General features: G+C 61.0%; 16 protein-coding genes, 5 tRNA genes and 1 pseudogene. 11 read left to right on the top strand and 11 right to left on the bottom strand.

Features of this window, described 5'->3' with window-relative positions; translation table 11 throughout:
- Positions 1-69: 69 nt before the first annotated feature.
- Positions 70-618, bottom strand: a complete 549-nt coding sequence (gene syd, locus GKN89_RS17975) for a SecY-interacting protein (RefSeq protein ID WP_154747482.1) — start codon at positions 616-618, stop codon at positions 70-72.
- A 67-nt stretch (positions 619-685) separates the two neighbouring features.
- Between syd and queF the strand changes: the two are divergent.
- The 3 genes and pseudogenes from queF to xni all read left to right on the top strand — a co-directional run.
- Positions 686-898 (top strand): annotated as a pseudogene (queF, locus tag GKN89_RS17970) (NADPH-dependent 7-cyano-7-deazaguanine reductase QueF); the annotation flags it as partial.
- A 192-nt stretch (positions 899-1090) separates the two neighbouring features.
- Positions 1091-2455, top strand: a complete 1365-nt coding sequence (gene ppnN, locus GKN89_RS17965; protein ID WP_019455737.1) for a nucleotide 5'-monophosphate nucleosidase PpnN — start codon at positions 1091-1093, stop codon at positions 2453-2455.
- 55 nt (positions 2456-2510) lie between these two features.
- Positions 2511-3269 (top strand): flap endonuclease Xni, encoded by a 759-nt coding sequence (xni, locus tag GKN89_RS17960; RefSeq protein WP_063917940.1) that lies wholly within the window; start codon positions 2511-2513, stop codon positions 3267-3269.
- Between the two features lie 39 nt (positions 3270-3308).
- Here the strand turns inward: xni and rlmM are convergent, their stop codons facing one another.
- From rlmM to GKN89_RS17940, 4 genes are all read right to left on the bottom strand, one after another.
- On the bottom strand, positions 3309-4412 hold the full coding sequence (gene rlmM, locus GKN89_RS17955) for a 23S rRNA (cytidine(2498)-2'-O)-methyltransferase RlmM (protein WP_019455735.1): 1104 nt from the start codon (positions 4410-4412) through the stop codon (positions 3309-3311).
- Positions 4405-4800 carry a DUF423 domain-containing protein gene (locus GKN89_RS17950; RefSeq protein WP_154747481.1) on the bottom strand — a complete coding sequence of 132 codons (396 nt, stop codon included), beginning with the start codon at positions 4798-4800 and terminating at the stop codon, positions 4405-4407. Before GKN89_RS17950 ends, rlmM begins: the two co-directional genes overlap by 8 nt.
- A 51-nt stretch (positions 4801-4851) precedes the next feature.
- Positions 4852-5769: a transcriptional regulator GcvA gene (locus GKN89_RS17945; RefSeq protein ID WP_004931894.1), complete on the bottom strand. Its 918-nt coding sequence runs from the start codon at positions 5767-5769 to the stop codon at positions 4852-4854.
- A gap of 385 nt (positions 5770-6154) precedes the next feature.
- Positions 6155-6379 (bottom strand): YgdI/YgdR family lipoprotein, encoded by a 225-nt coding sequence (locus tag GKN89_RS17940; protein WP_004931891.1) that lies wholly within the window; start codon positions 6377-6379, stop codon positions 6155-6157.
- A gap of 196 nt (positions 6380-6575) precedes the next feature.
- Here GKN89_RS17940 and csdA point away from each other — a divergent pair, with 196 nt between their 5' ends.
- Together csdA and csdE are read left to right on the top strand one after the other, a co-directional pair.
- Positions 6576-7781, top strand: a complete 1206-nt coding sequence (gene csdA, locus GKN89_RS17935; protein WP_063917941.1) for a cysteine desulfurase CsdA — start codon at positions 6576-6578, stop codon at positions 7779-7781.
- A 19-nt stretch (positions 7782-7800) separates the two neighbouring features.
- A complete protein-coding gene (csdE, locus tag GKN89_RS17930) occupies positions 7801-8235 on the top strand; it encodes a cysteine desulfurase sulfur acceptor subunit CsdE (RefSeq protein WP_019455732.1) in 435 nt (144 codons plus the stop codon).
- Here csdE and tcdA read toward each other — a convergent pair.
- Together tcdA and mltA are read right to left on the bottom strand one after the other, a co-directional pair.
- The gene (gene tcdA / locus GKN89_RS17925; protein WP_154747480.1) at positions 8226-9032 is read right to left on the bottom strand and encodes a tRNA cyclic N6-threonylcarbamoyladenosine(37) synthase TcdA; all 807 of its coding nucleotides are present in this window, start codon (positions 9030-9032) and stop codon (positions 8226-8228) included. The two genes, csdE and tcdA, sit on opposite strands and share 10 nt — an antisense overlap.
- An 84-nt stretch (positions 9033-9116) precedes the next feature.
- Positions 9117-10253, bottom strand: a complete 1137-nt coding sequence (gene mltA, locus GKN89_RS17920; RefSeq protein WP_019455730.1) for a murein transglycosylase A — start codon at positions 10251-10253, stop codon at positions 9117-9119.
- A 216-nt stretch (positions 10254-10469) separates the two neighbouring features.
- Here mltA and GKN89_RS17915 point away from each other — a divergent pair.
- From GKN89_RS17915 to GKN89_RS17895, 5 genes are all read left to right on the top strand, one after another.
- Positions 10470-10546: transfer RNA gene (locus GKN89_RS17915), tRNA-Met, on the top strand.
- Between the two features lie 58 nt (positions 10547-10604).
- Positions 10605-10681: transfer RNA gene (locus GKN89_RS17910), tRNA-Met, on the top strand.
- A gap of 65 nt (positions 10682-10746) precedes the next feature.
- Positions 10747-10823: transfer RNA gene (locus tag GKN89_RS17905), tRNA-Met, on the top strand.
- Positions 10824-10888: 65 nt separating this feature from the next.
- Positions 10889-10965 (top strand) — tRNA-Met (locus tag GKN89_RS17900).
- A gap of 65 nt (positions 10966-11030) precedes the next feature.
- Positions 11031-11107, top strand: a tRNA-Met gene (locus GKN89_RS17895).
- A 90-nt stretch (positions 11108-11197) separates the two neighbouring features.
- On the opposite strand, the gene amiC is transcribed toward GKN89_RS17895, so the two are convergent.
- Entirely contained in the window at positions 11198-12451 is a 1254-nt protein-coding gene (gene amiC / locus GKN89_RS17890) for an N-acetylmuramoyl-L-alanine amidase AmiC (protein WP_019455729.1), read from the bottom strand.
- Between the two features lie 221 nt (positions 12452-12672).
- Here amiC and argA point away from each other — a divergent pair, with 221 nt between their 5' ends.
- Positions 12673-14016 (top strand): amino-acid N-acetyltransferase, encoded by a 1344-nt coding sequence (argA, locus tag GKN89_RS17885; RefSeq protein ID WP_154747479.1) that lies wholly within the window; start codon positions 12673-12675, stop codon positions 14014-14016.
- A 42-nt stretch (positions 14017-14058) separates the two neighbouring features.
- Here argA and recD read toward each other — a convergent pair whose 3' ends face one another.
- Genes recD through ptrA form a run of 3 tightly spaced genes read right to left on the bottom strand, consistent with a single transcriptional unit; the run spans position 14059 to position 22342 of the window.
- A complete protein-coding gene (gene recD / locus GKN89_RS17880; RefSeq protein WP_154747478.1) occupies positions 14059-15909 on the bottom strand; it encodes an exodeoxyribonuclease V subunit alpha in 1851 nt (616 codons plus the stop codon).
- Positions 15906-19457, bottom strand: a complete 3552-nt coding sequence (gene recB / locus GKN89_RS17875; RefSeq protein ID WP_154747477.1) for an exodeoxyribonuclease V subunit beta — start codon at positions 19455-19457, stop codon at positions 15906-15908. The genes recD and recB overlap by 4 nt, the downstream gene beginning before the upstream one ends.
- Positions 19454-22342, bottom strand: coding sequence for a pitrilysin (gene ptrA / locus GKN89_RS17870; protein ID WP_154747476.1), 2889 nt, complete (start codon positions 22340-22342; stop codon positions 19454-19456). Before ptrA ends, recB begins: the two co-directional genes overlap by 4 nt.
- Positions 22343-22455: the final 113 nt, after the last annotated feature.

Genomic DNA, 22455 nt, shown 5'->3' with positions numbered 1-22455 from the left:
AATTAAGAGCGATCTCTCACAGCCCGTGTGAGAGATCTCTTACACGATCGGCGGTGAATCCGACGCGCTTCAGTCCAGCACGGGGCGCAGCGCATCGAGGAAATTCTCCAGCGTCGCCGCCAACAGGGTGCGCTTATCGCTACCGAATTGTTCCAGCACGACGTTGCCGCTGACGTTGCACAGCGACACCATCGTCATCTCGGATTCGGTGGTCGCCAGGAAAAGGGTCGGCGACAACTTGAGGCGCTTTTGCGTCACCAGATGACCGATCAGGTTCTCCTGCAGGCGGATGAAATCATCCTCGCTCCAGACCTGCAGCAGGCTCAGGCGATGCTCGCCAAACTGGGCGCTCATATCGCCCGCGTATTGTTGCGTGTAGAAACGGTGCGCGTCCGGCTGCAAACGCAGCTCCAGCGCGGCCTCGACCTTCTCCAGCGTCGCCGCCGGCTCGAAAGGCTGCGGCAACCACAGCACTTCGTCCTCGCGGTTCTCCACGATGCAGGGCGACGGCACGCCGTACAGCGCCTGGCTGGCCGGCGCGTGGCCGCGCGCTTGCTGCCACAACTCGACATAACGTTGAGTGAATTCACGCAGAGCGTGCGATACATCATGGTCCATATTCTTTCTCGCATACGTTAAACTGGCGGCCATTGTACCTATCTCTGACCAAGGTGACAGCAGATGCGAAGCGCTGTTGCGCTACCTGGTCTCCTTTCGCCACCACAACGAGTTCCACGAGCAGTGCGTCGAGCGCATCTTCAACGATCTGATGCGCTATTGTCGGCCGCAAAGCCTGACGGTGTACGCCCGCTATACTCGCCGCGGCGGGCTGGATATCAACCCGTGGCGCAGCCATGTCGAGTTCACTCCCGGGCATGGCCGCCTGGCGCGCCAATAAGTGCGAAACATTGCTCAACAACTGAGCTAACGAGCGGTTTGTGTTGGTAAAAGCGCGGGGACGGCGGTAAGGTTAAAACGAGGCTGCGGCCGGGCACAGCGCCCGCTGCGCCGCAGCACGCCAACCATAACGAGATGCTGTTTTGCTGCGTATGGATTACTACCGCCCCGCACCGGGTGCAAAGGAGTTACCTTGATTACACACATCAGCCCGCTTGGCTCTATGGATTTATTGTCGCAGCTGGAAGTAGACATGCTGAAGCGCACCGCCAGCAGCGACCTGTACCGCCTGTTCCGCAACTGTTCGCTGGCCGTGTTGAACTCCGGCAGCCAGACCGACAACAGCAAACAGCTGCTGTCGCGCTATGAAACCTTCGACATCAACGTGCTGCGCCGCGAACGCGGGGTGAAGCTGGAGCTGGTCAACCCGCCGGAAGAGGCGTTCGTCGACGGCCGTATCATCCGCTCGCTGCAGGCCAACCTGTTCGCCGTACTGCGCGACATCCTGTTCGTGCACGGCCAAATCGCCAGCGCCGGCCGTTTCCAGCACCTGAACCTGGAAAACTCGGCCCACATCACCAACCTGGTGTTCTCGATCCTGCGCAATGCACGCACGCTGCACCTGGATGAAGATCCCAATATGGTGGTGTGCTGGGGCGGCCACTCGATCAACGAGAACGAATACCTCTACGCGCGCAAGGTCGGCAGCCAGCTGGGCCTGCGCGAGTTGAACATCTGCACCGGCTGCGGGCCGGGCGCCATGGAAGCGCCGATGAAAGGCGCTGCGGTCGGCCACGCGCAGCAGCGTTACCGCAACAGCCGCTTCATCGGCATGACCGAACCGTCGATCATCGCCGCCGAGCCGCCTAACCCGCTGGTCAACGAGCTGGTGATCATGCCGGACATCGAAAAACGCCTGGAAGCCTTCGTGCGCATCGCGCACGGCATCATCATCTTCCCGGGCGGCGTCGGCACCGCCGAAGAGCTGCTGTACCTGCTGGGTATCCTGATGAACCCGGAGAACAGCGAACAGGTGCTGCCGCTGATCCTGACCGGGCCGAAAGAGAGCGCCGACTACTTCCGCGTGCTGGACGAGTTCATCATGAACACGCTGGGCGACGCTGCGCGCCGCCACTACACCATCATCATCGACGATCCGGCGGAAGTGGCGCGGCAAATGAAGAAAGCCATGCCGCTGGTGAAGGAAAACCGCCGCAACACTGGCGACGCCTACAGCTTTAACTGGTCGATCCGCATCGCGCCGGATCTGCAGCTGCCGTTCGAGCCGACTCACGAGAACATGGCAAACCTCAACCTGTATCCGAACCAGCCGCCGGAGCAATTGGCCGCCGCGCTGCGCCGCGCGTTCTCCGGCATCGTCGCCGGCAACGTGAAGGAAAACGGTATCCACGCCATCGAGCAGTTCGGCCCGTACAAGCTGCACGGCGAACCGCAAATGATGAAGCAAATGGACAGCCTGCTGCAGGGCTTTGTCGCCCAGCACCGCATGAAGCTGCCGGGCAGCGCCTATGTGCCCTGCTACGAAATCGTAGCCTGACCCTCAATCCCGGGCGGCGTAACAGCCGCCCTGTTTTTTTCCGACCTGACAGCCCATGATGATACACCTACTGATTGTCGACGCCCTGAACCTCATCCGCCGCATTCACGCCGTGCAGGGCTCCCCTTGCGTCAGCGCCTGCCGCCATGCGCTGCAGCAGCTGATCCAGCACAGCCGCCCGACCCACGCGGTGGCGGTATTCGACGAGGACGACCGCAGCGACAGCTGGCGTCACCAAATTCTGCCGGACTACAAGGCCGGGCGTTCACCGATGCCGGAAAACCTGCAGCAGGAGATGCCGCAGCTGCGCGAGGCCTTCGCCGAGTTGGGCGTCGCCAGCTGGCATTCCCCCGGCAATGAAGCGGACGATCTGGCGGCTACGCTGGCGGCGAAGGTCGCCGGCGGCGGCCATCAGGTGACCATCGTCTCCACCGACAAAGGCTACTGCCAGCTGCTGGCGCCGAACGTGCAAATTCGCGATTATTTCCAGAAACGCTGGCTGGATATGCCCTTCGTGCAGCAGGAATTCGGCGTGCAGCCGCAGCAGCTGCCGGACTATTGGGGGCTGGCGGGAATTGGCAGCAGCAAGATCCCCGGCGTGGCCGGCATCGGGCCGAAAACCGCCGTGCTGCTGTTGCAACAATCGGGCAGCCTGGACGGGCTGTATCAGCACCTGGAGCAAGTGCCGGAGAAATGGCGCGGCAAGCTGGAACAGCACCGCGAGCTGGCCTACGTCAGCAAACGAGTCGCCACGCTGCGCACCGATCTGTCGCTGGACGGCAACCTGCAGCAACTGCGCCTGCCGATACAATAAGGGCGCTGCAAGCAGCGCCCTTCATCAAGCTTAACGCGATTAATCGCGCTCGTCGCGCCGGCCCGGCACCGCCGACCACATGCGGCGCACGTGCACGGTGATCTCTTCGCGGTCATGGTACAGCTGCTTGGCATGCACTTCGACGCTGATGCCGGCAGCGCCCAGCGCTTCGCGGATGCTCATCAGGTTTTGCGACACTTCCTCATAGCGCTTTTTCATCGGCAGCTTAAGGTTAAAGATCGCTTCGCGGCACCAACCTTTCACCAGCCACTGAATCATCAGGCTGGTCACCTTCGCCGGTTTCTCCACCATGTCGCACACCAGCCAGTAGATCTTGCTGCTGTTCGGCTCGAACTTAAAGCCGTCGGCGCGGTGATGCGTCACCTGGCCGGTTTCCATCAGGCTCGGCGCCATCGGGCCGTTATCCACCGAGTGTACCATCATGCTGCGTTTCACCAGCTGATAGGTCCAGCCGCCCGGGCAGGCGCCCAGATCGACCGCGTGCATGCCGCTGGCCAGGCGTTCGTCCCACTCGTCGGCGGGGATGAACACATGGAACGCTTCTTCCAGCTTCAGCGTCGAACGGCTCGGCGCATCGGCCGGGAAGCGCAGACGCGGAATGCCCATATAGAACGGCGAGTTGTTATTGCTGTAGGAGTAACCGACGTAGCAGCAGCCCGGCGCGATGAAGAACACGTGCACCACCGGGCGGGTCGGGTTCTCGCGCGCCATCAGCACCTTCTGCTCGCGCATCGCGGCGCGCAGCGGCACCGTCAGCTTGCGGCAGAATTTCATCAGCTCTTTGCTTTCGTTGGTGTCCGGCACTTCCACCCGCAGCTCGCCGCCGCGATCAACCACGCCGATCAGCATGCCAACGATCGGCGATACCCGATCTTCCGGCGGCAGATCGCGCAGCAGCTCGCCCACCACGATCATCTGACGGGCGAAAATCAGTTCGCGGAACGGAATTTCCCGCGCCAGCCGGTCGGCGTCATCCGGCTGGTAGCATTCGAACAGCACGTAGCCGCTGTGCTCTTTTACCCGCGCAAAGCCGTAAATCTCCAGTTGGGCGGCCTTGTCGGTGATCTCCGCCGCACACTCTTTCTCAAAACCGGGACGGCAGTACAACGCAATCTTATTCATGGCGCTCGGCCTTTTTCCTCAGACGCAAAGCGCCAATCAACATCAATATCCAGCCGATCAGGAAGCACACGCCGCCAACCGGCGTGATGTATACCCAAACCTTCAGGTGCGACAGCGCCAGACAATAGAGGCTGCCGCTAAACAACACGGTGCCGAGCGCCAGCAGCGCCCCGCTCCAGTAAAACCACAGGCTCACGCGGCGCTGCATCGCGACCGCCAGCGCCAGGATGGCCAGAGTGTGGAACCCCTGATACTCCAACCCGGTGCGGATCCAGGCCATTTCGTTGGCACCGAGCGTACCGCTCAGCACATGCGCGCCGAATGCGCCCAACGCGACAAACACAAAGCCGCTGATAGCGGCGAAAATCAGCATGGAACGGCTGCTCATCGTGATCTATCCCATTAAAAATCACCGGCCGCGGCAAGGCGGCGGCCGGCCTTATTGTTCGTAGCGGAAGCGGAACTTTTCTTGTTCGCTGGCGGCGCGCGCCAGGATCCACTGCCGGAAGGCGGCTATTTTACCCAGTTCTGCCTGGCTGTCATGACATACCAGATAAAAAGCGTTTTTGCTGACCAACACATCGTTGAACGGGCACACCAGGCGACCGGCTTCGATCTCGGTTTGCGCCATCACGTTGTTCACCAGCGCCACACCCTGGCCGTGCACCGCCGCCTGCACCACCATGGCGCTGTGGCTGAAGATCGGCCCCTGCTGCACGTTGATGTGCTGCAACCCCAGTTGGCGCGTATACGCCAGCCAGTCGCGGCGTGAAACGTCATGCAGCAAGGTATGATAAGCCAGATCGTCCGCGGTTTTCAGCGGATGATCGCCGGTCAGCAGGCTCGGCGAACAAACCGGCAGCAAATATTCCGCATACAGACGCTCGGCGCGCAGCCCCGGCCAGTTGCCGCGGCCGTAGAAAATCGCCACGTCGACATCGTCCGCCAGCTTGTCCTCTTCGCGGTCCACCGCCTGGATACGCACGTCGATGCCCGGATAAGCTGAGTTAAAGCCGGACAGGCGCGGCACCAGCCACTGAATGGCGAAGCTCGGCGGCAGACTGACGGTCAATGCCCCCTTGGCGCTGCGCGCCTGCAGCTTGCGTGTCGCCTCGTTGATCGAAGAGAAGATCTCCTTGATATCGAGGTAGTAACTTTGCCCCTCTTCGGTCAGCAACAGCGAGCGGTTGCGCCGACGAAACAGCTTCAGCCCGAGGAAGTCCTCCAGCGACTTGATCTGGTGGCTCACCGCGGCCTGAGTCACGAACAGCTCTTCCGCCGCCTTGGTGAAACTCAGGTGGCGAGCGGCCGCATCGAACACGCGCAGCGCATTGAGGGGAGGTAAGCGTTTAGACATTAAATTAGCTACTTTTGTGTAACATTAATCCGAATGATTCGGTGCCGAAAATCGGGCGGCTTTGTGTGGCAAGCCATCGGTAAACGCTAACGGCGTATTGCCATTAGTTTTTTTAATCCGAGCCATTATAATTTGTCCGTTGAGGATGCGCCAGCAAATACCTATAGTGGCGGCACTTCCCGGGCCGGAACGAAAAGGGAGTGGGTGTCGAGGACGCCGATGAACTTTTGGCTTGTGGTTGTGATGTTGTGTTTGCAAATTGTCCGGCGATTCCGGACATGGTAGCTAGGCTACTGTTTTTTCACTTCCTGTACATTTACCCTGTCTGTCCATAGTGATTTTATGCAGCACCGCAAAACTTGCGGTGCTTTTTTTTGCCTGACGATTACTGGTTGCTTTCAACCATCTCTTTCACATCAGCGCGGTTGATCTGCTGCTCGACGCCGTTAGCGTCTTTATAGCTGATCATGCCGGTGTCGTTGTCCACTTTAGGCTTACCGTCAGCGACAATGGTGCGTCCGTCATTGGTATGCATCACGTAGTTGCTGGAACAGGCGGCCAGGGTGAACGTAAGCATCAGGGCAGAGATAACTGCGGCTGTTTTCTTCATTGAGGACTCCTTTGTAGTTTTAAATGCTGATAAATACCTTTTATCTGTATAGATGCGATTAATTAGCGCACATTTAATAGCATAACAAACTTTCCCAATTTTGCCAGGCGATAACTCCTAATGGACGGGATCGCTTGTCTCAGGCGGCAAAATAGGACAGGATCACCCATCGACTCAAGCCAGTGACAATCAGGGTATGACGCCTTTTAACCCCAGCCTTTTTCGCCAACAGTTTCCCGCGCTCGCGCAGGACGGCATCTATCTGGACAGCGCCGCCACCGCGTTGAAACCCCAGGCGGTGATCGACGCCACGCAGCAGTTTTATCGCGATGACGCCGCCACCGTGCACCGCAGCCAACATCGGGCGGCACAGGATCTGACCGCCCGCTTCGAGCTGGCGCGCGGCCAGGTCGCACGGTTGCTCAATGCGCCGTCGGCCGATGACATCATCTGGGCGCGCGGCACTACCGAGGCGATCAACCTGGTGGCGCAGAGCTACCTGCGCCCGCGCCTGCAGCCGGGCGATGAAATCCTGGTGAGCGAGGCGGAACACCACGCCAACCTGATCCCCTGGCTGATGGTGGCGGAGCAAACCGGCGCGCACGTGGTGAAACTGCCGATCGGCGCCGACCGGCTGCCGGACCTGACGCAGCTGCCCGCCCTGCTCAACGAGAAAACCCGCCTGTTGGCGCTGGGGCAAATGTCCAACGTCACCGGCGGTTGCCCGGATCTGGCACCGGCAATCGCGCTGGCGCATGCCGCCGGCGCGCGCGTGATGATCGACGGCGCACAGGGCGTGGTGCACGGCCCGGCCGACGTACAGCGGCTCGACATCGATTTCTACGCCTTCTCAGGCCACAAATTGTATGGCCCGACCGGCATCGGCGCACTGTACGGCAAAGCCGAGCTGTTGGCGCAAATGGCGCCCTGGCAAGGCGGTGGCAAGATGCTGACCCAGGCGTCGTTCGACGGTTTTACCCCGCAAAAACCGCCGCACTGCTTCGAGGCCGGCACGCCAAACATCGCCGGCGTGCTGGGATTGGCCGCAGCGCTCACCTGGCTCAGCGAACAGGACATGGCGGCGGCGGAGCGCTACAGCCGCGAACTGGCGGATCGAGCGGAACAGCGCCTGGCGCAGCTGCCGGGTTTTCGCAGCTTCCGCAGTTCCGGCTCCAGCCTGCTGGCGTTCGACATCGCCGGCGTACACCACAGCGACATCGTCACGCTGCTGGCGGAACAAGGCATTGCGCTGCGCGCGGGCCAACACTGCGCGCAGCCGCTGATGGCGGCGTTAGGCGTCAGCGGCACGCTGCGCGCGTCGTTCGCCCCCTACAATACGCAGCAGGACGTCGATACGCTGGTCAGCGCGTTGACTCACGCCCTCGATCTGCTGGCCGACTGACTTGACTCCCGGAGACGCTATGCTCGCCCCCCATCCTTTTGGCCGAGAGGTCACCGCCGACGCGTTGATCGCCACCTTCAGCGCGCTGAAACAGTGGGAGGACCGCTACCGCCAGCTGATCATGCTCGCGAAACGGCTGCCGCCGCTGCCGGAAACCTTACGCAGTGAAGAAATGGAATTGAGCGGTTGTGAAAACCGCGTCTGGCTGGGACACCAGTTGCTGGAAGACGGCACGCTGCATTTCTATGGCGACAGCGAAGGGCGCATCGTGCGCGGCCTGCTGGCGGTGCTGCTGACCGAAGTGGAAGGGAAAACGCCGCAGCAGATCGCCGCATTGGATCCGCTGGCGCTGTTCGACCGGTTGGCGTTGCGCGCTCAGCTTAGCGCCACGCGCGCCAGCGGTCTGGCGGCGTTGGCCGCCGCCGTGCAGGCGATCGCCGCCCGTTACGCCTGACGCACCGCCTTCGCCAGCATCTTTTTCAGCGCGTGCGATACGGCGACGAAGCCGAAGGTAGCGGTGACCATGGTCGCCGCGCCGAAACCCGCGCTGCAATCCATCCTTTTTGGCCCTTCCGCCGTGCTGCGCGAAGCGCACACCGAGCCGTCCGGCTGCGGATAAACCAGCGGCTCGCTGGAGAAGACGCAGTCGATGCCCAGCTTGCCCTTACCGTTCTTCACCACGTTGAAATCGTGTTTCAGCCGCTCGCGCAGTTTGGCGGCCAGCGGATCCTGAATGGTCTTCGCCAGATCGGCCACGTCGATTTTAGTCGGGTCTATTTGCCCGCCGGCGCCGCCGGTGGTCACCACCGGGATCTTGAAACGGCGGCAGTAGGACAGCAGCGCCGCCTTCGGCCGCACGCTGTCGATCGCGTCGATGACATAGCTGAAGTTATGGTCCAGCAGCTCGGCGACGTTGTCCGGAGTGATGAAATCATCGATGCAGGTCACCCGGCATTCCGGGTTAATCGCCAGGATGCGCTCCGCCATCACCTCGGTTTTGGATTGCCCGACATGCTGACGCAATGCGTGGATTTGACGATTGGTATTGGTGACGCAGACATCATCCATGTCGATCAGGGTGATGGCGCCGATGCCGGTGCGCGCCAGCGCCTCAGCCGCCCAGGAACCCACGCCGCCGATGCCGATCACGCAGACGTGCGCCTGCGCGAACACCGCCAGCGCCTGCTGGCCGTACAACCGCGCCGTGCCGCCGAAACGCTGCAGATAGGCTTCCGAATAAGCTGTGCTCATAACGCTTTAATTACCTTCGTAATGCAAATGATAAGGGCCGGAAAATCCGGCCCTTGCGGGTCAATCTTTTCACGCCGCGTGCGTTTACCGGGTGGCCAACAACGAACCGCCGCCGTTTGACTGATTGGCGCTGAACAGCTGGCCGCCGCCATTGTTCTTCAGCACCCAAACGCGGCCGTAGTGGTTGTAGTATCCCGCCGAGTGGCCGGCTTCCGGCCCGATGCCCTGATACATGTCAAAGTGCTGGCCCTTGATGGCACCGCCAACATCGAGCGCGACCATCAGGCGCATCTCGTATTTTCCCGTGAATTTACCCTTGTTGTCCAGCAGCGGCACTTCGGCCAGCAGCGTGGTGCCCGCCGGGATCAGCGAACGATCGGACGCTACCGAGGCTTTGGCAACCAACGGCACCGCGCTGGCGCCCTTCACCGGCGCAAAAGCTTCCGGACGGAAGAACACGAACGACGGGTTTTGTTCCAGCAGCTCACGCACCTCTGCGGCGCTGTGGGTATCCGCCCACTGACGGATCGCCTGCATCGACATGTCCGCCTTGGCCACTTCGCCGCGATCGATCAGCACCTTGCCGATGCTGCGATAGGCGTGGCCGTTTTTGCCGCCGTAGCCGAAGAACACCAACGGCTGACCATTGCCGTAGTCGACGTAGCCGCTGCCCTGGACTTCCATCATGAAGTTGTCCATCAGCGAGTTGGTGTAAGCGATGATATAGCGATCGTCGAGCGCGCCGGAATAGATGCCCGCGCGATCCGGCAGGCGCCCCCTGCCCTTCGGCGGCATGCGGTACAGCGGATAGCGGAACTCACCCTGCTGGGTATAGCGCGCCTGCACCACCGGCGTGTAGTAGCCGGTAAACTGCACGTTGCCGTAATTGTCGACGCCTTCCATCTGGTAAGCGCTGAGGCCATACTGGCTCAGCATGCGCGTGTCAGCGCCGGACGCCATCCAGCTTTGCACCGCCTGATAAGTGCTGTTGTTGCGATTAAACAGCGAAGGCGACGCGTACTTGATCTCCATCAGCTGATCAGAATAATCCTTGGCGTTGACCGGCGAACCTTTGGCGTTGGGCTGATTGACCAGCTCCAGCGATTGATCCAGACGGCCGTCTTTATATTGCTGACCCCGATCGGTCGGCTTGGACGAACAGCCCGCCAACACCGCCACCATCAACCCGCCAAGCAGGTATTTGCCCCAACGTCCTTTCATCGCGCACACTCTCAAACTGATATGATCTACCGGCTGAACGATAACAAACGCTCATTGATAAAGGAATCGCTGCAAATAAAAAAACCCGCACGGAGGATGGTGATGAAAAAGAAGGCAAATTGCGGGCAAATTCAGCAGAAAAACGGGTTTAGGGCAATAAAATGCAAAAAGGGTTTGCAACAAAACGCATGGAGAGTATAGTGCGCATCCCACGGACGCGGGGTGGAGCAGCCTGGTAGCTCGTCGGGCTCATAACCCGAAGGTCGTCGGTTCAAATCCGGCCCCCGCAACCAACCGATGCCGCATTGGCAGTATTTTTCGTTTGGTTTCGATAACAAAGTATTACACGGACGCGGGGTGGAGCAGCCTGGTAGCTCGTCGGGCTCATAACCCGAAGGTCGTCGGTTCAAATCCGGCCCCCGCAACCAACCGAATGTCGTACCAGCGGCATAACATGAACGGTGGTTTCGTAGTAATACAGCATCAAGACGGACGCGGGGTGGAGCAGCCTGGTAGCTCGTCGGGCTCATAACCCGAAGGTCGTCGGTTCAAATCCGGCCCCCGCAACCAACCGAATGTCGTACCAGCGGCATAACATGAACGGTGGTTTCGTAGTAATACAGCATCAAGACGGACGCGGGGTGGAGCAGCCTGGTAGCTCGTCGGGCTCATAACCCGAAGGTCGTCGGTTCAAATCCGGCCCCCGCAACCAACCGAATGTCGTACCAGCGGCATAACATGAACGGTGGTTTCGTAGTAATACAGCATCAAGACGGACGCGGGGTGGAGCAGCCTGGTAGCTCGTCGGGCTCATAACCCGAAGGTCGTCGGTTCAAATCCGGCCCCCGCAACCAACTCTTGATGACAACAGATAAGCACCCTGACGGGTGTTTTTTTGTATCTGCAATCCGCGAAAATAGCCGGACTCGCGCCCGGCCCTGCCGTTATCGGCTCGCCAGCGCGCCGCCGTTGGCGAAATAAGCCTTGATGCCTGCCAGAATCGACTCCGCCACCTGCTGTTGGAAATGGCTGGTGCGCAGCTTGCGCTCCTCTTCGATGTTGCTGATAAACGCCGTCTCCACCAGGATCGACGGGATATCCGGCGCCTTTAACACCGCAAAACCGGCCTGATCGACGCGATTCTTGTGCAACCGGTTGATTTTGCCCATCCGATTCAACACTTCCTTGCCGAACTTCAGGCTGTCGTTGATGGTCGCGGTCTGGATCAGATCGAACATGGTGTGGTCGAGATAGCGGTCGCCGCTCTTGCTGACGCCGCCGATTTGGTCCGACGCGTTCTGTGTCTGCGCCAGGAACTTGGCCGCCGAACTGGTGGCGCCCTTGGTGGACAACGCGAACACCGATGAACCGCGCGCCGCGCGGCTGGTAAAGGCATCGGCGTGAATCGAAACGAACAGGTCCGCACGCTGCTTGCGCGCCTTGGCGACGCGCACCTTAAGCGGGATAAACACGTCTTCGTTGCGCGTCATGAACACCTTCATGTTCGGCTCGCGCTTGATCATGGCGCTCAGCTTGCGGGCAATCTGCAGCACGATGTCTTTCTCGCGCGTCTTGTACTTGCCGATCGCACCGGGATCTTCGCCGCCGTGGCCAGGATCCAGCATGATGACGATTGGCCGATCGCGCCCCGCCTTGCCGGCCTGCGGCGCTTCCGGCGGCAGCGTGCGCTCCAGATCGCCCTTGTTGTAATCTTCCAGTAACGCCAGTAGCGGATCATACTCCTCACCGCCGCTGCCGACCTTGGTCGGATAGAGATCCATCACCAGACGGTTGCGATACTCCGGCACCGGCGCCAGCGTGAAAATATGCGGGCTGACGCTTTGTTTGAGCTCCAGCACCAGCCGCACGGTATTCTGATCAAACTGGCCGACGCGCGCCTGCTTGAGATAAGGATCGTCGGCGCGCACCTGCCCGGCGATGCCTTTCAGCACGCTGTTGAGGTGAACGCCTTCAATATCCACCACCACGCGATCGGGATTGGTCAGCGCAAACTGCTTGTATTTGAGTTCGACGTTGGATTCCAACGTGACGCGGGTATAGGTGGAGGATGGCCAGACGCGCACGGCGATCACGTGCGATGATGCGGCGAAGCCCGTACGACTCACACTCAGCAACCAGCTGGCGGCAACGCCCTGTAATAAACGACGGCGGCCCAGATTGTGATTAGAGTTTGGCATGCGGCTCCGGCAGTAATAGCTGTTTACAACAGATGAAAAAAACACCAATGAAATGGGGATGCCGAAAACTTTAACCAATCATTCCAGCCCTGTCATCAGAAAATCTTTTTATGGTTTTTCAATTTATTAACGATTTAGCGCCCTTAGCGCACTCTTCATGACGATTTCCCACTTGCCATCGGCACAATAAAAGAATAAAAATACAAAAATACCGTATAAATATGCAAAGAGGTTTGGCCGTGAAGGAACGTAGTACAGAGCTGGTGCAAGGATTCCGTCACTCAGTCCCCTATATCAACGCCCACCGCGGCAAGACGTTTGTCATCATGCTCGGCGGGGAAGCCATCGAACACGAGAATTTCTCCAACATCGTCAACGATATCGGGTTGCTGCATAGCCTGGGCATTCGCCTGGTGGTGGTTTACGGCGCGCGGCCGCAAATCGACGCCAATCTGGCTCAGCATAACTATGAGCCGATCTACCACAAACACACCCGCGTGACCGACGCCCATACGCTCGAACTGGTCAAGCAGGCTGCCGGCCTGCTGCAGCTCGACATCACCGCCCGGCTGTCGATGAGCCTCAACAACACGCCGTTGCAAGGCGCGCATATCAACGTAGTCAGCGGCAACTTCATCATCGCGCAGCCGCTGGGCGTCGATGACGGCATCGACTACTGCCACAGCGGCCGCATTCGCCGCATCGATGAAGACGCAATCCACCGTCAGCTCGACAGCAACGCCATCGTGCTGATCGGCCCGGTCGCGGTTTCGGTCACCGGCGAGAGCTTCAATCTGACGTCAGAAGAAGTGGCTACCCAGTTGGCGATCAAACTGAAAGCGGAAAAAATGATCGGTTTCTGCTCCTCGCAGGGCGTAACCGATGCCGAAGGCAACATCCTTTCCGAGCTGTTCCCCAACGATGCGCAAAAGCGCCTTGAAGAGCTGGAGGAAGGCGGCGATTACCATTCCGGCACCGTGCGTTTCCTGCGCGGCGCGGTGAAAGGCTGCCGCAGCGGCGTGCGCCGCAGCCACCTGATCAGCTATCAGGAAGACGGTGCGCTGGTGCAGGAACTGTTCTCGCGCGACGGCATCGGCACCCAAATCGTGATGGAGAGTGCCGAACAGGTGCGCCGGGCGACGATCAACGACATCGGCGGCATCCTGGAGCTGATCCGGCCGCTCGAGCAGCAGGGCATCCTGGTGCGTCGTTCGCGTGAACAGCTGGAGATGGAGATCGACAAATTCACCATTATCGAACGCGATAACCTGACTATCGCCTGCGCGGCACTGTACCCGTTCCTGGAGGAAAAAATCGGTGAAATGGCCTGCGTGGCGGTGCATCCCGATTACCGCAGCTCTTCGCGCGGCGAAATGCTGCTGCAGCGGGTAGAAAACCAGGCGCGGCAGATGGGGTTGAAGAAGCTGTTCGTGCTGACCACCCGCAGCATCCACTGGTTCCAGGAGCGCGGATTCACTCCGGCGGAGGTCGACGTGCTGCCGATGCAAAAACAGGCGCTGTACAACTACCAGCGCCGTTCCAAAATCCTGCTGGCCGATCTGTAATCCCTGCGGGCGCGGCCGTTCATTGCCGCGCCCTTTTGTCGCTTATTCCGCTGTCTGCAGCCGTTCAGCCAGCCCGCTGCGACGCTGGGTCGGCGTGCGAATGGCCCGCAACAGCACCGCCTCCGTAGCGTACAGCGAGAGCTGCTTGCGCGCACGGGTGATCGCGGTATAAACCAGCTCGCGCGTCAGCACCGGCAGGAAGTGATTCGGCAATACCAGGACCGTATGGTCAAACTCCGATCCCTGGGACTTGTGCACCGTCATGGCATAGGCGGTTTCATGCGCCGGTAAACGGCTCGGCTGCACCGATTTGATGCTGCCATCCGGTAGTTGAAAATGCACGCGCAGTTCCCCCTGTTCATCCGGCAGCGTAATGCCGATATCCCCATTGAACAGCCCCAGCGCGCTGTCGTTACGGCCGATCATCACCGGCCGCCCTCGGTACCAGCGGCCTAGCACGCCCGGCTTACGGTCGATCAGACCGGCGCGCTGCAACCCGAGCTCAATGCGCTCGTTCAGGCCGGCGACGCCGAACGGCCCTTCACGCAACGCGCACAGCACCTGGAAACGGCCAAAGGCCGCCAGCACCGTCGCCGCGTCCGCGCCTTCGGCGGTCAGCCGTAGAGAATCGCGATAGCCCGCTACGCAGGCATCCAACAGCGCCTGATACTCTTCACTCGTCGCCAGCGCATAGCCCGCGACATCGCCGAAACTGCCGTTTAGTGCCACCAGCGCGCGATCCCCGGCACCGGCGTTAACCGCCAACGCCAGTTGGCCGATGCCGGAGCGGGCATCGAAGCGATAGCTCTTGCGCAGCAGGCACAGGCTGTCACGCACCGCCGCTTCCGCGTCAGCCTGCTGCCCTTTGATCGCACAACCGGTCAGGCGGCTCAGCTCCGCCGCGCGCGCATCGCTGTATCCCTGCTCGGCAAAACGGCAAATATCCCCCAACACCGCACCGGCCTCCACCGAGGCCAACTGGTCACGGTCGCCAAGGAAAATCACCCGTGCCTGGTCGGGCAGCGCGGCAATCAGGCGCGCCATCATCGGCAGATCGACCATCGAGGCCTCATCCACCACCAACACATCCAAATGCAGCCGGTTGCCGCGGTGATAGCGCATGCGCTGGCTGTTCGGCTGCGCCCCCAACAAACGGTGCAGCGTCGCCGCCTCGGTCGGGAACAGCGCCTGCTGCGCCGGGGCCAGCGCCAGCTGACGGCTGGCGCTGCCGAGCGACTCCGTCAGGCGCGCCGCCGCTTTGCCGGTCGGCGCCGCCAGCTGAATGCGCAAGCGGGCGCTTTCATCGAGCTGCACCAGCGCCGCCAACAGTTTGGCGACGGTGGTGGTTTTACCGGTGCCCGGCCCGCCGGAAATGACCGCAATGCGCCGCGTTGCAGCCACCGCTGCGGCGATTTTCTGCCAGTCGGGCTCGTCGCTCGCCGCGCCGAACAAGCGATCGAGAATGGCACGCAGCTCCGCCTCCGGCACCGCCAGCGATTCGCCTTCACCGCCGATAAACGCCGCCACTTCGCCTTCGTTTTGCCACATGCGCTGCAGATATAAACGCGGCCCGCGCAGCACCAACGGCGTAGCGCCGCTGCCGTCTCCGACCGCCGCACTGGCCGTCAAACGCTGTTGCCAACGCGCGCTATCCGGTCGCCCGGCGGCTTCCCACATCGCCAGCGCCAGCGCCGGCTGGCGCCCTTCAAACAGGGTGTCCGCCTGCAGTTGATCCAGCATCAGGCAGACGTGACCGGCCCCCGCCTCTGCGCTCAGGCAGGCAGCGGCCAGCAAAATATCGGGTTCGTCTTCGCTCGCCACCACGCGGGCAAACTGCACGTCCAGCGGCCGCAGCGCGCCAAGCGCCACCGCCTGCTCCAGCAGTGCGATCATGATTCTTCCTCCGCCGCCGCAGCTTCACCGCTGAACAAGCGATCCATTCCCGCCACCAGCTCAAATTCTGGGAGACAGGTGAAAATGCCGTTGCCCGGGTGCGCCGCATCCACGCCGCGCAGGAACAGATAAATCACCCCGCCGAAGTGGCGCCGGTAATCATAATCCGGCAGCCGATGACGCAGATAGCGATGCAACGCCAGCGTGTAGAGCTGGTATTGCAGATCGTAACGATGCTCCGCCATCGCCTGCTCCATCGCCGGCCGGGTATAAGCGCTGCTGTCTTCCCCCAGCCAGTTGGACTTGTAGTCCAGCAGGTAGTATTTGCCCTGCCAACAGAACACCAGGTCGATAAAGCCTTTCAGCATGCCCTGCACCTGATGGAAATCCAGCGCCGGGCAGCGAGCGGAAAGCGGATCGTAACGCTTCACCAGAGCATCGAGCTCCTGCGCCTGCAACAGCCGGTTAATCGGCAAATAGAACTGCAACTCCGCCTGCTTGTGCTGCGGCGTTAGCGCCGCCAGCGTCACGCCGCTGCCATCGAGCGGCGTGTTGAGCAACACCTGCATCCACGTCAGCAAAATCGGCTGCCAGTGTTCAGCGAACCCTTGCTGTTGCAGCTGTTCCAGCAGCCACTGTTCGTCGAGCGGCTGGGTGAAGTCCAGCGTTTCAAACAGGCTGTGCAGGAAGGTGCCGGGCGTCGCGCCGCGCGGGAAGGTATGCGGTGTAAGCGCTGGCTCACTTTCTTCCCCCCGCTCGCCGGCGGCGTCGATATCCAGACGCGGCAGCAGATCCTGCATCAGGCTCGCGCCGTGCTGCTGCAAACCGGTATAGCTGGTCACCCGCCAAAAATCCTGGATCCGCCGGGTAAAGCTTTTCGCCGCCAGCGCTTCGGCCAACGCCGTCTGGGGCTGCCAGGGCACCTCGTCCGGCGATTCAACCAGCGACAGCGCAATGCCGCCACCCGCCAATTGCTGCAGGCGCTCCTGCAGATACACGGCGTCGCCGGGCTGCCCGCCCTGCACCAGATAACCCAATGCGCTGCGATGCAGATCGGTATCGCCCTGCTTCTTGCGCGTGCCCTGGAACAGCGGCGCGATGCCGATGCTGCAGTGGTACACCGAGCGGGTCAGCGCCACGTACAGCAGACGCAGGTCTTCCGCCAAGCGCTCCTCCTCCGCCCAGGCCTGGCTCTCTTCATTGGCATCGAGATCCAGCAACGCCTGGAAACTGTGGCGATCGTGATACAGCGCCTGCTGCTGCTGGCGGAAATTGCCGACGAACGGCAACCACACCAGATCGAACTCCAGCCCCTTGGACTTGTGAATAGTGATCACCTGCACCAGATGCCGGTCGCTCTCCAGCCGCAGCTGCTGATTGTCGGACTGGCGATTGGGCTGGGCGATCTGCTGCGCCAGCCAGCGCACCAGCGCATGCTCGCTGTCGAGCTGCGCCGCCGCTTCCTGCAACAGCTCTCCCAGATGCAGCACATCGGTCAAACGCCGCTCGCCGCCGGGGCTGGCCAACAGGTTCTCCGCCAGCTGGCGCGCTTTCATCACCTCGCTCAGCATCGGCAATACGCCACGGCGCAGCCAAAGCGTGCGGTAATTATCGAATTCGTTAACCAGCGCGTCCCAGGCGCGCTCATCGCGGCTCAGGCCGTCCAGCGTCGGCGCATCCAGCCCCATCAGCCCGGTGGCCATAGCGCTGCGCAGCGTGCGTTCCTGCTCCGGTGCCAACACCGCCTGCAGCAACCACAGCAGGTCTTTGGCTTCCGGGGTGTCGAACACGCTGTCGCGGTTGGACAGGTAGACCGACGGAATGGACAATGCGCTTAGCGCATCACGCACCAACGCCGCTTCATTCCGGCTGCGCACCAGCACCGTAATATCGGAGGCTTGTACTGGCCGAGATTCCTTGCCGCCATGCAGCCGCGCCAGCCCCTGCTGCCCGGCGCTAAGCCAGTCGCGAATTTGCGTGGCGCACAGGCGCGCCATCAGCTGTTGGTAATCGCTTACACCCGCGCCTTCTCCCTGCTGCAGCCAGAACTGCATCGCCGGTTGCGGCTTGCCGTGCAGCTCAAACGCCAGCCCTTGGTTCTTTTCCGCCGCGTTGACCTCGATAAAGGGGATTTGGCCGAACAGGAAAGGTTTTTCTACCTGAGAAAACAGGTGATTGACGCTGGCGACCATCGACGGCGACGAGCGCCAGTTGGTCTCCAGCGTATAGTGGGCGCTCACCTCTGAACGCGCACGCATGTAGGTGAAGATGTCGGCGCCGCGAAAGGCGTAAATAGCCTGCTTGGGATCGCCGATCAACAGCAGGCCGCAATCGGGCCGGCCGACGTAAAGCTTTTGGAAAATACGGTATTGCTGCGGATCGGTATCCTGGAATTCATCGATCATCGCCACCGGGTAACGCTGGCGGATCGCCTGCGCCAGCTGTTCGCCACCGCCGCTTTGCAGGGCGCCGTCCAACCGGCTGAGCAGGTCGTCAAAACCCAACTCGGCGCGCTGGCGCTTTTCCTGCTGAATGGAGGTGCGGATTTCGCTGAGGGCACGCGCCATGATTAAATCACGCAACGTCAACGGCTCATCGAACAGCTCGTCGATCGCTGTAAACAGCGCATGGCGCGGCGGTTCGCCTTTCTTGGTCTTCTCCAACAGCACCGACTGGCGAAACTTGTCCAACTCCTTCGGCAACTGGTAATCCTGGGTTTCCTGCCCGCTCCATTCGCCGACCTTGTTCAGCCAGTTCGGCAGGTGCTTGCTGCTGTAGCTGCGCTTATCGACGCCGGACTGAGCGATCAATGCCTCCAGATCGCCCGCCGCCGCCCGCCATTGCGCCTTGATGGCGTCGATGCGCGCAACGATCTGCTCATGGCGCATCAATACGGTTTCTTCGTCTTTCGGCGGCCGACGCAGCGCCGGCGCTTCGCCGTGCAGATAACCGGCAAGATCTGCCAGCAACGCTTCCGGGCCGCTCCACTCCTGGCTGATCGCACGCGCCACGCCCAGCGGCAACGGATAGCAATGACGGCGCCAGAAATCTGCACAGGCCTGCCGCCGCAGCGGCAATTCGTCTTGCACCAGCGTTTGTTCAAACAGCATGCCGGACTCGAAAGCGTTGTGGGTCAACATCCGTTGGCAAAAACCGTGGATGGTGTAGATCGCCGCTTCGTCCATTTGCCGCTCCGCCGCCAGCAACTGTGAGGCGGCGTCGCTCAAATCGTCAATTTCTTCCATCAGCGCCGAAAACAGCGGATTGGCGCTGACGCCCCGCACGCAGGCGATGCGCAGCCCGTGAATATTGTCGCGGATGCGCCCGCGCAGCTCCTCGGTGGCGGCCTCGGTAAAGGTCACCACCAAGATTTCTTCGACCGTCAGCGGACGGGGAAACGCCGCTTCACCGCCCAACCCCAGCAGCAAACGCAGATACAGCGCGCCGATGGTGAAGGTTTTGCCGGTGCCCGCCGACGCCTCGATCAGGCGTTCGCCGAACAGCGGTAACGTCAGCGGCTCCAGCCTTTGCGGGGCGATTTCCGTCATGGCGTCGCCACTTTGCGCGGCAGGATCTGCTGCAATGCAGAGGCGTTCGGATAGGTGACCCAATCCTTAGGCGCCGCGTAATCCGCTTTGTCTTGCCCGCTGCCACTGACCTGCGACAGCACCGCCAGCCCTTGCGGCTGGATCACCGCCTGATGGAAATAATCCGCCAGTTTGGCCGGCGTCAGCTGTTGCACCTGCGCGATCAGCTTCTGCCGGGTATCGAAAGCGAAATTGCCGCGATCGAAATCGTTGGCGAACCGGCTGGCTTCCTCACTCAACGTTTGCGGCCGCTGCTTCAGTTCATTGATCAGCGCCTGTTTGTATTGCTCAAAATCGGCCTCGCTCATTTCACGCAGACGCTTCTCGGTTTTCGGGTAGAAATCCTGATAGCGCTGGTACAGGTAGGCCGGCTGCTTGCTGTTGCTCTGCAGCAGGAAGCCGACGCCCCACTGGCGCCCCACCGACATCGGGAAGGCGAAGACCGCATACCCCAATTGCTCCTGAGTACGCAGCTGGCTGTAGAACCACGGCTGAATGATCTGCCCCAGCAGCGAGCTGTAGGCCATGCCGGTCACTTCGCCGTAGCCGGTCGGCACGTAGACCGCCGCCAGCGCCGAATCGGTGCTGCTGCCCACCTGTTGCAGGTTGGCCAGCTGATCCTTGTCCACCACCACGTCTTCGCCGTGCCACCATTCGATGCCGGTACAGCCCAGACGATGTTTCAGCGTCGACGCCAGCGTATCGACCTGTTGCTTGCTCATGTTGCCCACCACCAGCAGCTCCGGCGTGGCCTCGGCCAGCAGGCTGTCGCGATAGGCCAGCACGTCTTTCAGCGTCAGCGTCTTCAGCACCTCGCGGCGCTCGCTGCGCTCGGAGTACGGCACGCGTGAAATCATTTGCACCGGCTGAATGGCCAGCTCGAACGCCTTGCCCTTCTCGGCGGCGTCCAACTGCTCCAGATACCAGGACTTGGCCTGCGCCAGCTGATCTTCCGTCGGCGTGAAGCTGGAATAGCCCTCGATCAGCGCCGTCAGCAACTGCGGCAGACGCTGGGTAAAGCCGTTGGCGTTAAACATCAGGCCGTTATTCGGTGAGGTCGAGAAACTCAACCCGCCGACCGACGCCTGATAACTCAGTTGATCCAGCGCGAGACCGGCCAGATAATCCGTCAGCGAGAACAATACCTGGTTGCGCGCGGAATCCATGGTTTTGGCGTTGCGGAAAGCGACGGTGACGTCGGCCTTCGGCTCGTCGGCAAAGTAGCGGCTCGGCATGTACAGCACGCGCAGACCGGGTTTATCCACCACCATTTCCGGCTTTTTGAACTCGTGCGACGGCTTGGTCAGGGTAAAGTCATCCGGAATGTACGGGTTGAGCGCCGGTAATGACAGGGAAATGCCGCTGCCCAGTTGCTGCCACTGCGTGAAACGCTGCGGCGTGATTTTGTCGACCTGGTAAGGCGCATTGACGAAATAGGCCGTCTTGTTGTGCGGTTCATCCGGGCTGACGAACCAGATGCGCGCATTTTGCGGCGTCATGGCGTCCAGGCGTTCGGCGATCGCCTTAGGATCATAGCGATCGGCCAGGTAAGGCGCGTCCAGCGCATGCTCAACCGGCACGCGCAGCATGGTGTCCACCAGCCATTCGATATAGTCCATGTCGCGCGTGATCGAGGGATAACGGAAGTCCAGGTTCAGAACATGCGAGATTTCATCGAAGTAGCTCTGCTTGATGCCTTCGCTGCGCAGCATTTTCAGGTAATTGAAGATGGCGGCGACGACCTCGTCGCGCTTGGCCAGGCCTTTGTCGGTCAGGGAAACGCTGATGGCGAAGACGCCGCCGTTGCGATCCACCATCGGATCGGCGCCGGCATTGATGGCGTCCGCCAACCCCTGTTTCTGCAGCCAGTCGGACAGCGTGTTCTTGCTGCGGTTGCCGATCAGGTAGCTGATGTAGGTATCGGTTTTGCTGCGAAACGCGGCGCTGTTGTTATCGATGCGAAACTCGATCTTCAGCTGCTTGCGCGGTTGCGCCGGGACATAGTGAATGATGATGCCTTGCTGTTCCGGCGTGACGGCCGGCACGGTGATCGGCGGCACGCTGGCGTCGTGATTCGGCACGCGGCCAAAGGTTTTCGCCGCAATGTCAGCCAGCTGCGACAGCGGCTGATTGCCGTACAAAACGCCCATCATCAGGTTGGCGGAATAGTAGCGCTTATAGAAGCCGGTCAGTTCATCATGCAGCTTGCTGTCCGGCTTGTCTTTCAGCGTGTCGAGATTGCCGCCGGAGAAGCGCGCGCTTGGGTGCGCCGGGTTAAGAGTTTCCGCGCCGACCTGCGCCATACGCATGCCGTCGCGCGAACGCGCCATCGTCAATTCGGCATTCACCGCGTTGCGCTCGCGATCGGCGTTGCCCGGATCGAGCAGCGGCTCGGCAATGGCGTCGGCCATGCGATCGACCGCCGGCTCCAACGCGTCATTTTCCACTTCCAGATAGAAGGCGGTGCGATAAGAGGCCGTACTGGCGTTGTGGCTGCCGCCGTGCTTTTTCAGGAATTCGGACAGGTTTTCCGGCTCTGGATAGCGTTTGGAGCCCATCAGCACCATATGCTCCAGATAGTGCGCCAACCCCAGTTGGCTGTTCGGATCTTCGAGAGAACCGACCGGCAACGCCAGCGCCGCCAGCGACTTCGGCGCCTGGGCGTCTGACACCAGCAGCACCGTCATACCGTTAGCCAGCTTGATCGCCTCGTACTGGCGCGGATCGTGCTCGCTCTTGTTGATCTTCTCCGCCAGCGGTTGCCATCCTTGCGCGGCCCAACTCAACGGTGCCCAACACATAGCCAATAATACCAGCCCGGCGATACGGGCCAACTGTCTGCGCATATCCAAAATAAACCCCTATTCCGACGTCGCTACGCCCACTCCCTGACGTTGGCGACGTGCATCAAAATCACATAACCAAATCTGTACTCGCCGAGTTCTCCGCCAGTATGTCG

The organism is Serratia sp. YC16, assembly GCF_009707615.1.
Classification (GTDB): domain Bacteria; phylum Pseudomonadota; class Gammaproteobacteria; order Enterobacterales; family Enterobacteriaceae; genus Serratia; species Serratia surfactantfaciens.
Note: the sequence above shows the minus strand (reverse complement) of the source record. Positions and strands in the feature narration are given on the sequence as shown.

What these genes read in the sequence shown, in the direction of transcription:
- syd (WP_154747482.1), bottom strand. Translation starts at nt 618, where the DNA reads ATGGACCATGATGTATCGCACGCTCTGCGTGAATTCACTCAACGTTAT.
- mltA (WP_019455730.1), bottom strand. Translation starts at nt 10,253, where the DNA reads ATGAAAGGACGTTGGGGCAAATACCTGCTTGGCGGGTTGATGGTGGCG.
- amiC (WP_019455729.1), bottom strand. Translation starts at nt 12,451, where the DNA reads ATGCCAAACTCTAATCACAATCTGGGCCGCCGTCGTTTATTACAGGGC.
- argA (WP_154747479.1), top strand. Translation starts at nt 12,673, where the DNA reads ATGCAAAGAGGTTTGGCCGTGAAGGAACGTAGTACAGAGCTGGTGCAA.
- recB (WP_154747477.1), bottom strand. Translation starts at nt 19,457, where the DNA reads ATGACGGAAATCGCCCCGCAAAGGCTGGAGCCGCTGACGTTACCGCTG.
- ptrA (WP_154747476.1), bottom strand. Translation starts at nt 22,342, where the DNA reads ATGCGCAGACAGTTGGCCCGTATCGCCGGGCTGGTATTATTGGCTATG.
- GKN89_RS17950 (WP_154747481.1), bottom strand. Translation starts at nt 4,800, where the DNA reads ATGAGCAGCCGTTCCATGCTGATTTTCGCCGCTATCAGCGGCTTTGTG.
- csdA (WP_063917941.1), top strand. Translation starts at nt 6,576, where the DNA reads ATGACGCCTTTTAACCCCAGCCTTTTTCGCCAACAGTTTCCCGCGCTC.
- recD (WP_154747478.1), bottom strand. Translation starts at nt 15,909, where the DNA reads ATGATCGCACTGCTGGAGCAGGCGGTGGCGCTTGGCGCGCTGCGGCCG.
- GKN89_RS17940 (WP_004931891.1), bottom strand. Translation starts at nt 6,379, where the DNA reads ATGAAGAAAACAGCCGCAGTTATCTCTGCCCTGATGCTTACGTTCACC.
- xni (WP_063917940.1), top strand. Translation starts at nt 2,511, where the DNA reads ATGATGATACACCTACTGATTGTCGACGCCCTGAACCTCATCCGCCGC.
- tcdA (WP_154747480.1), bottom strand. Translation starts at nt 9,032, where the DNA reads ATGAGCACAGCTTATTCGGAAGCCTATCTGCAGCGTTTCGGCGGCACG.
- rlmM (WP_019455735.1), bottom strand. Translation starts at nt 4,412, where the DNA reads ATGAATAAGATTGCGTTGTACTGCCGTCCCGGTTTTGAGAAAGAGTGT.
- csdE (WP_019455732.1), top strand. Translation starts at nt 7,801, where the DNA reads ATGCTCGCCCCCCATCCTTTTGGCCGAGAGGTCACCGCCGACGCGTTG.
- GKN89_RS17945 (WP_004931894.1), bottom strand. Translation starts at nt 5,769, where the DNA reads ATGTCTAAACGCTTACCTCCCCTCAATGCGCTGCGCGTGTTCGATGCG.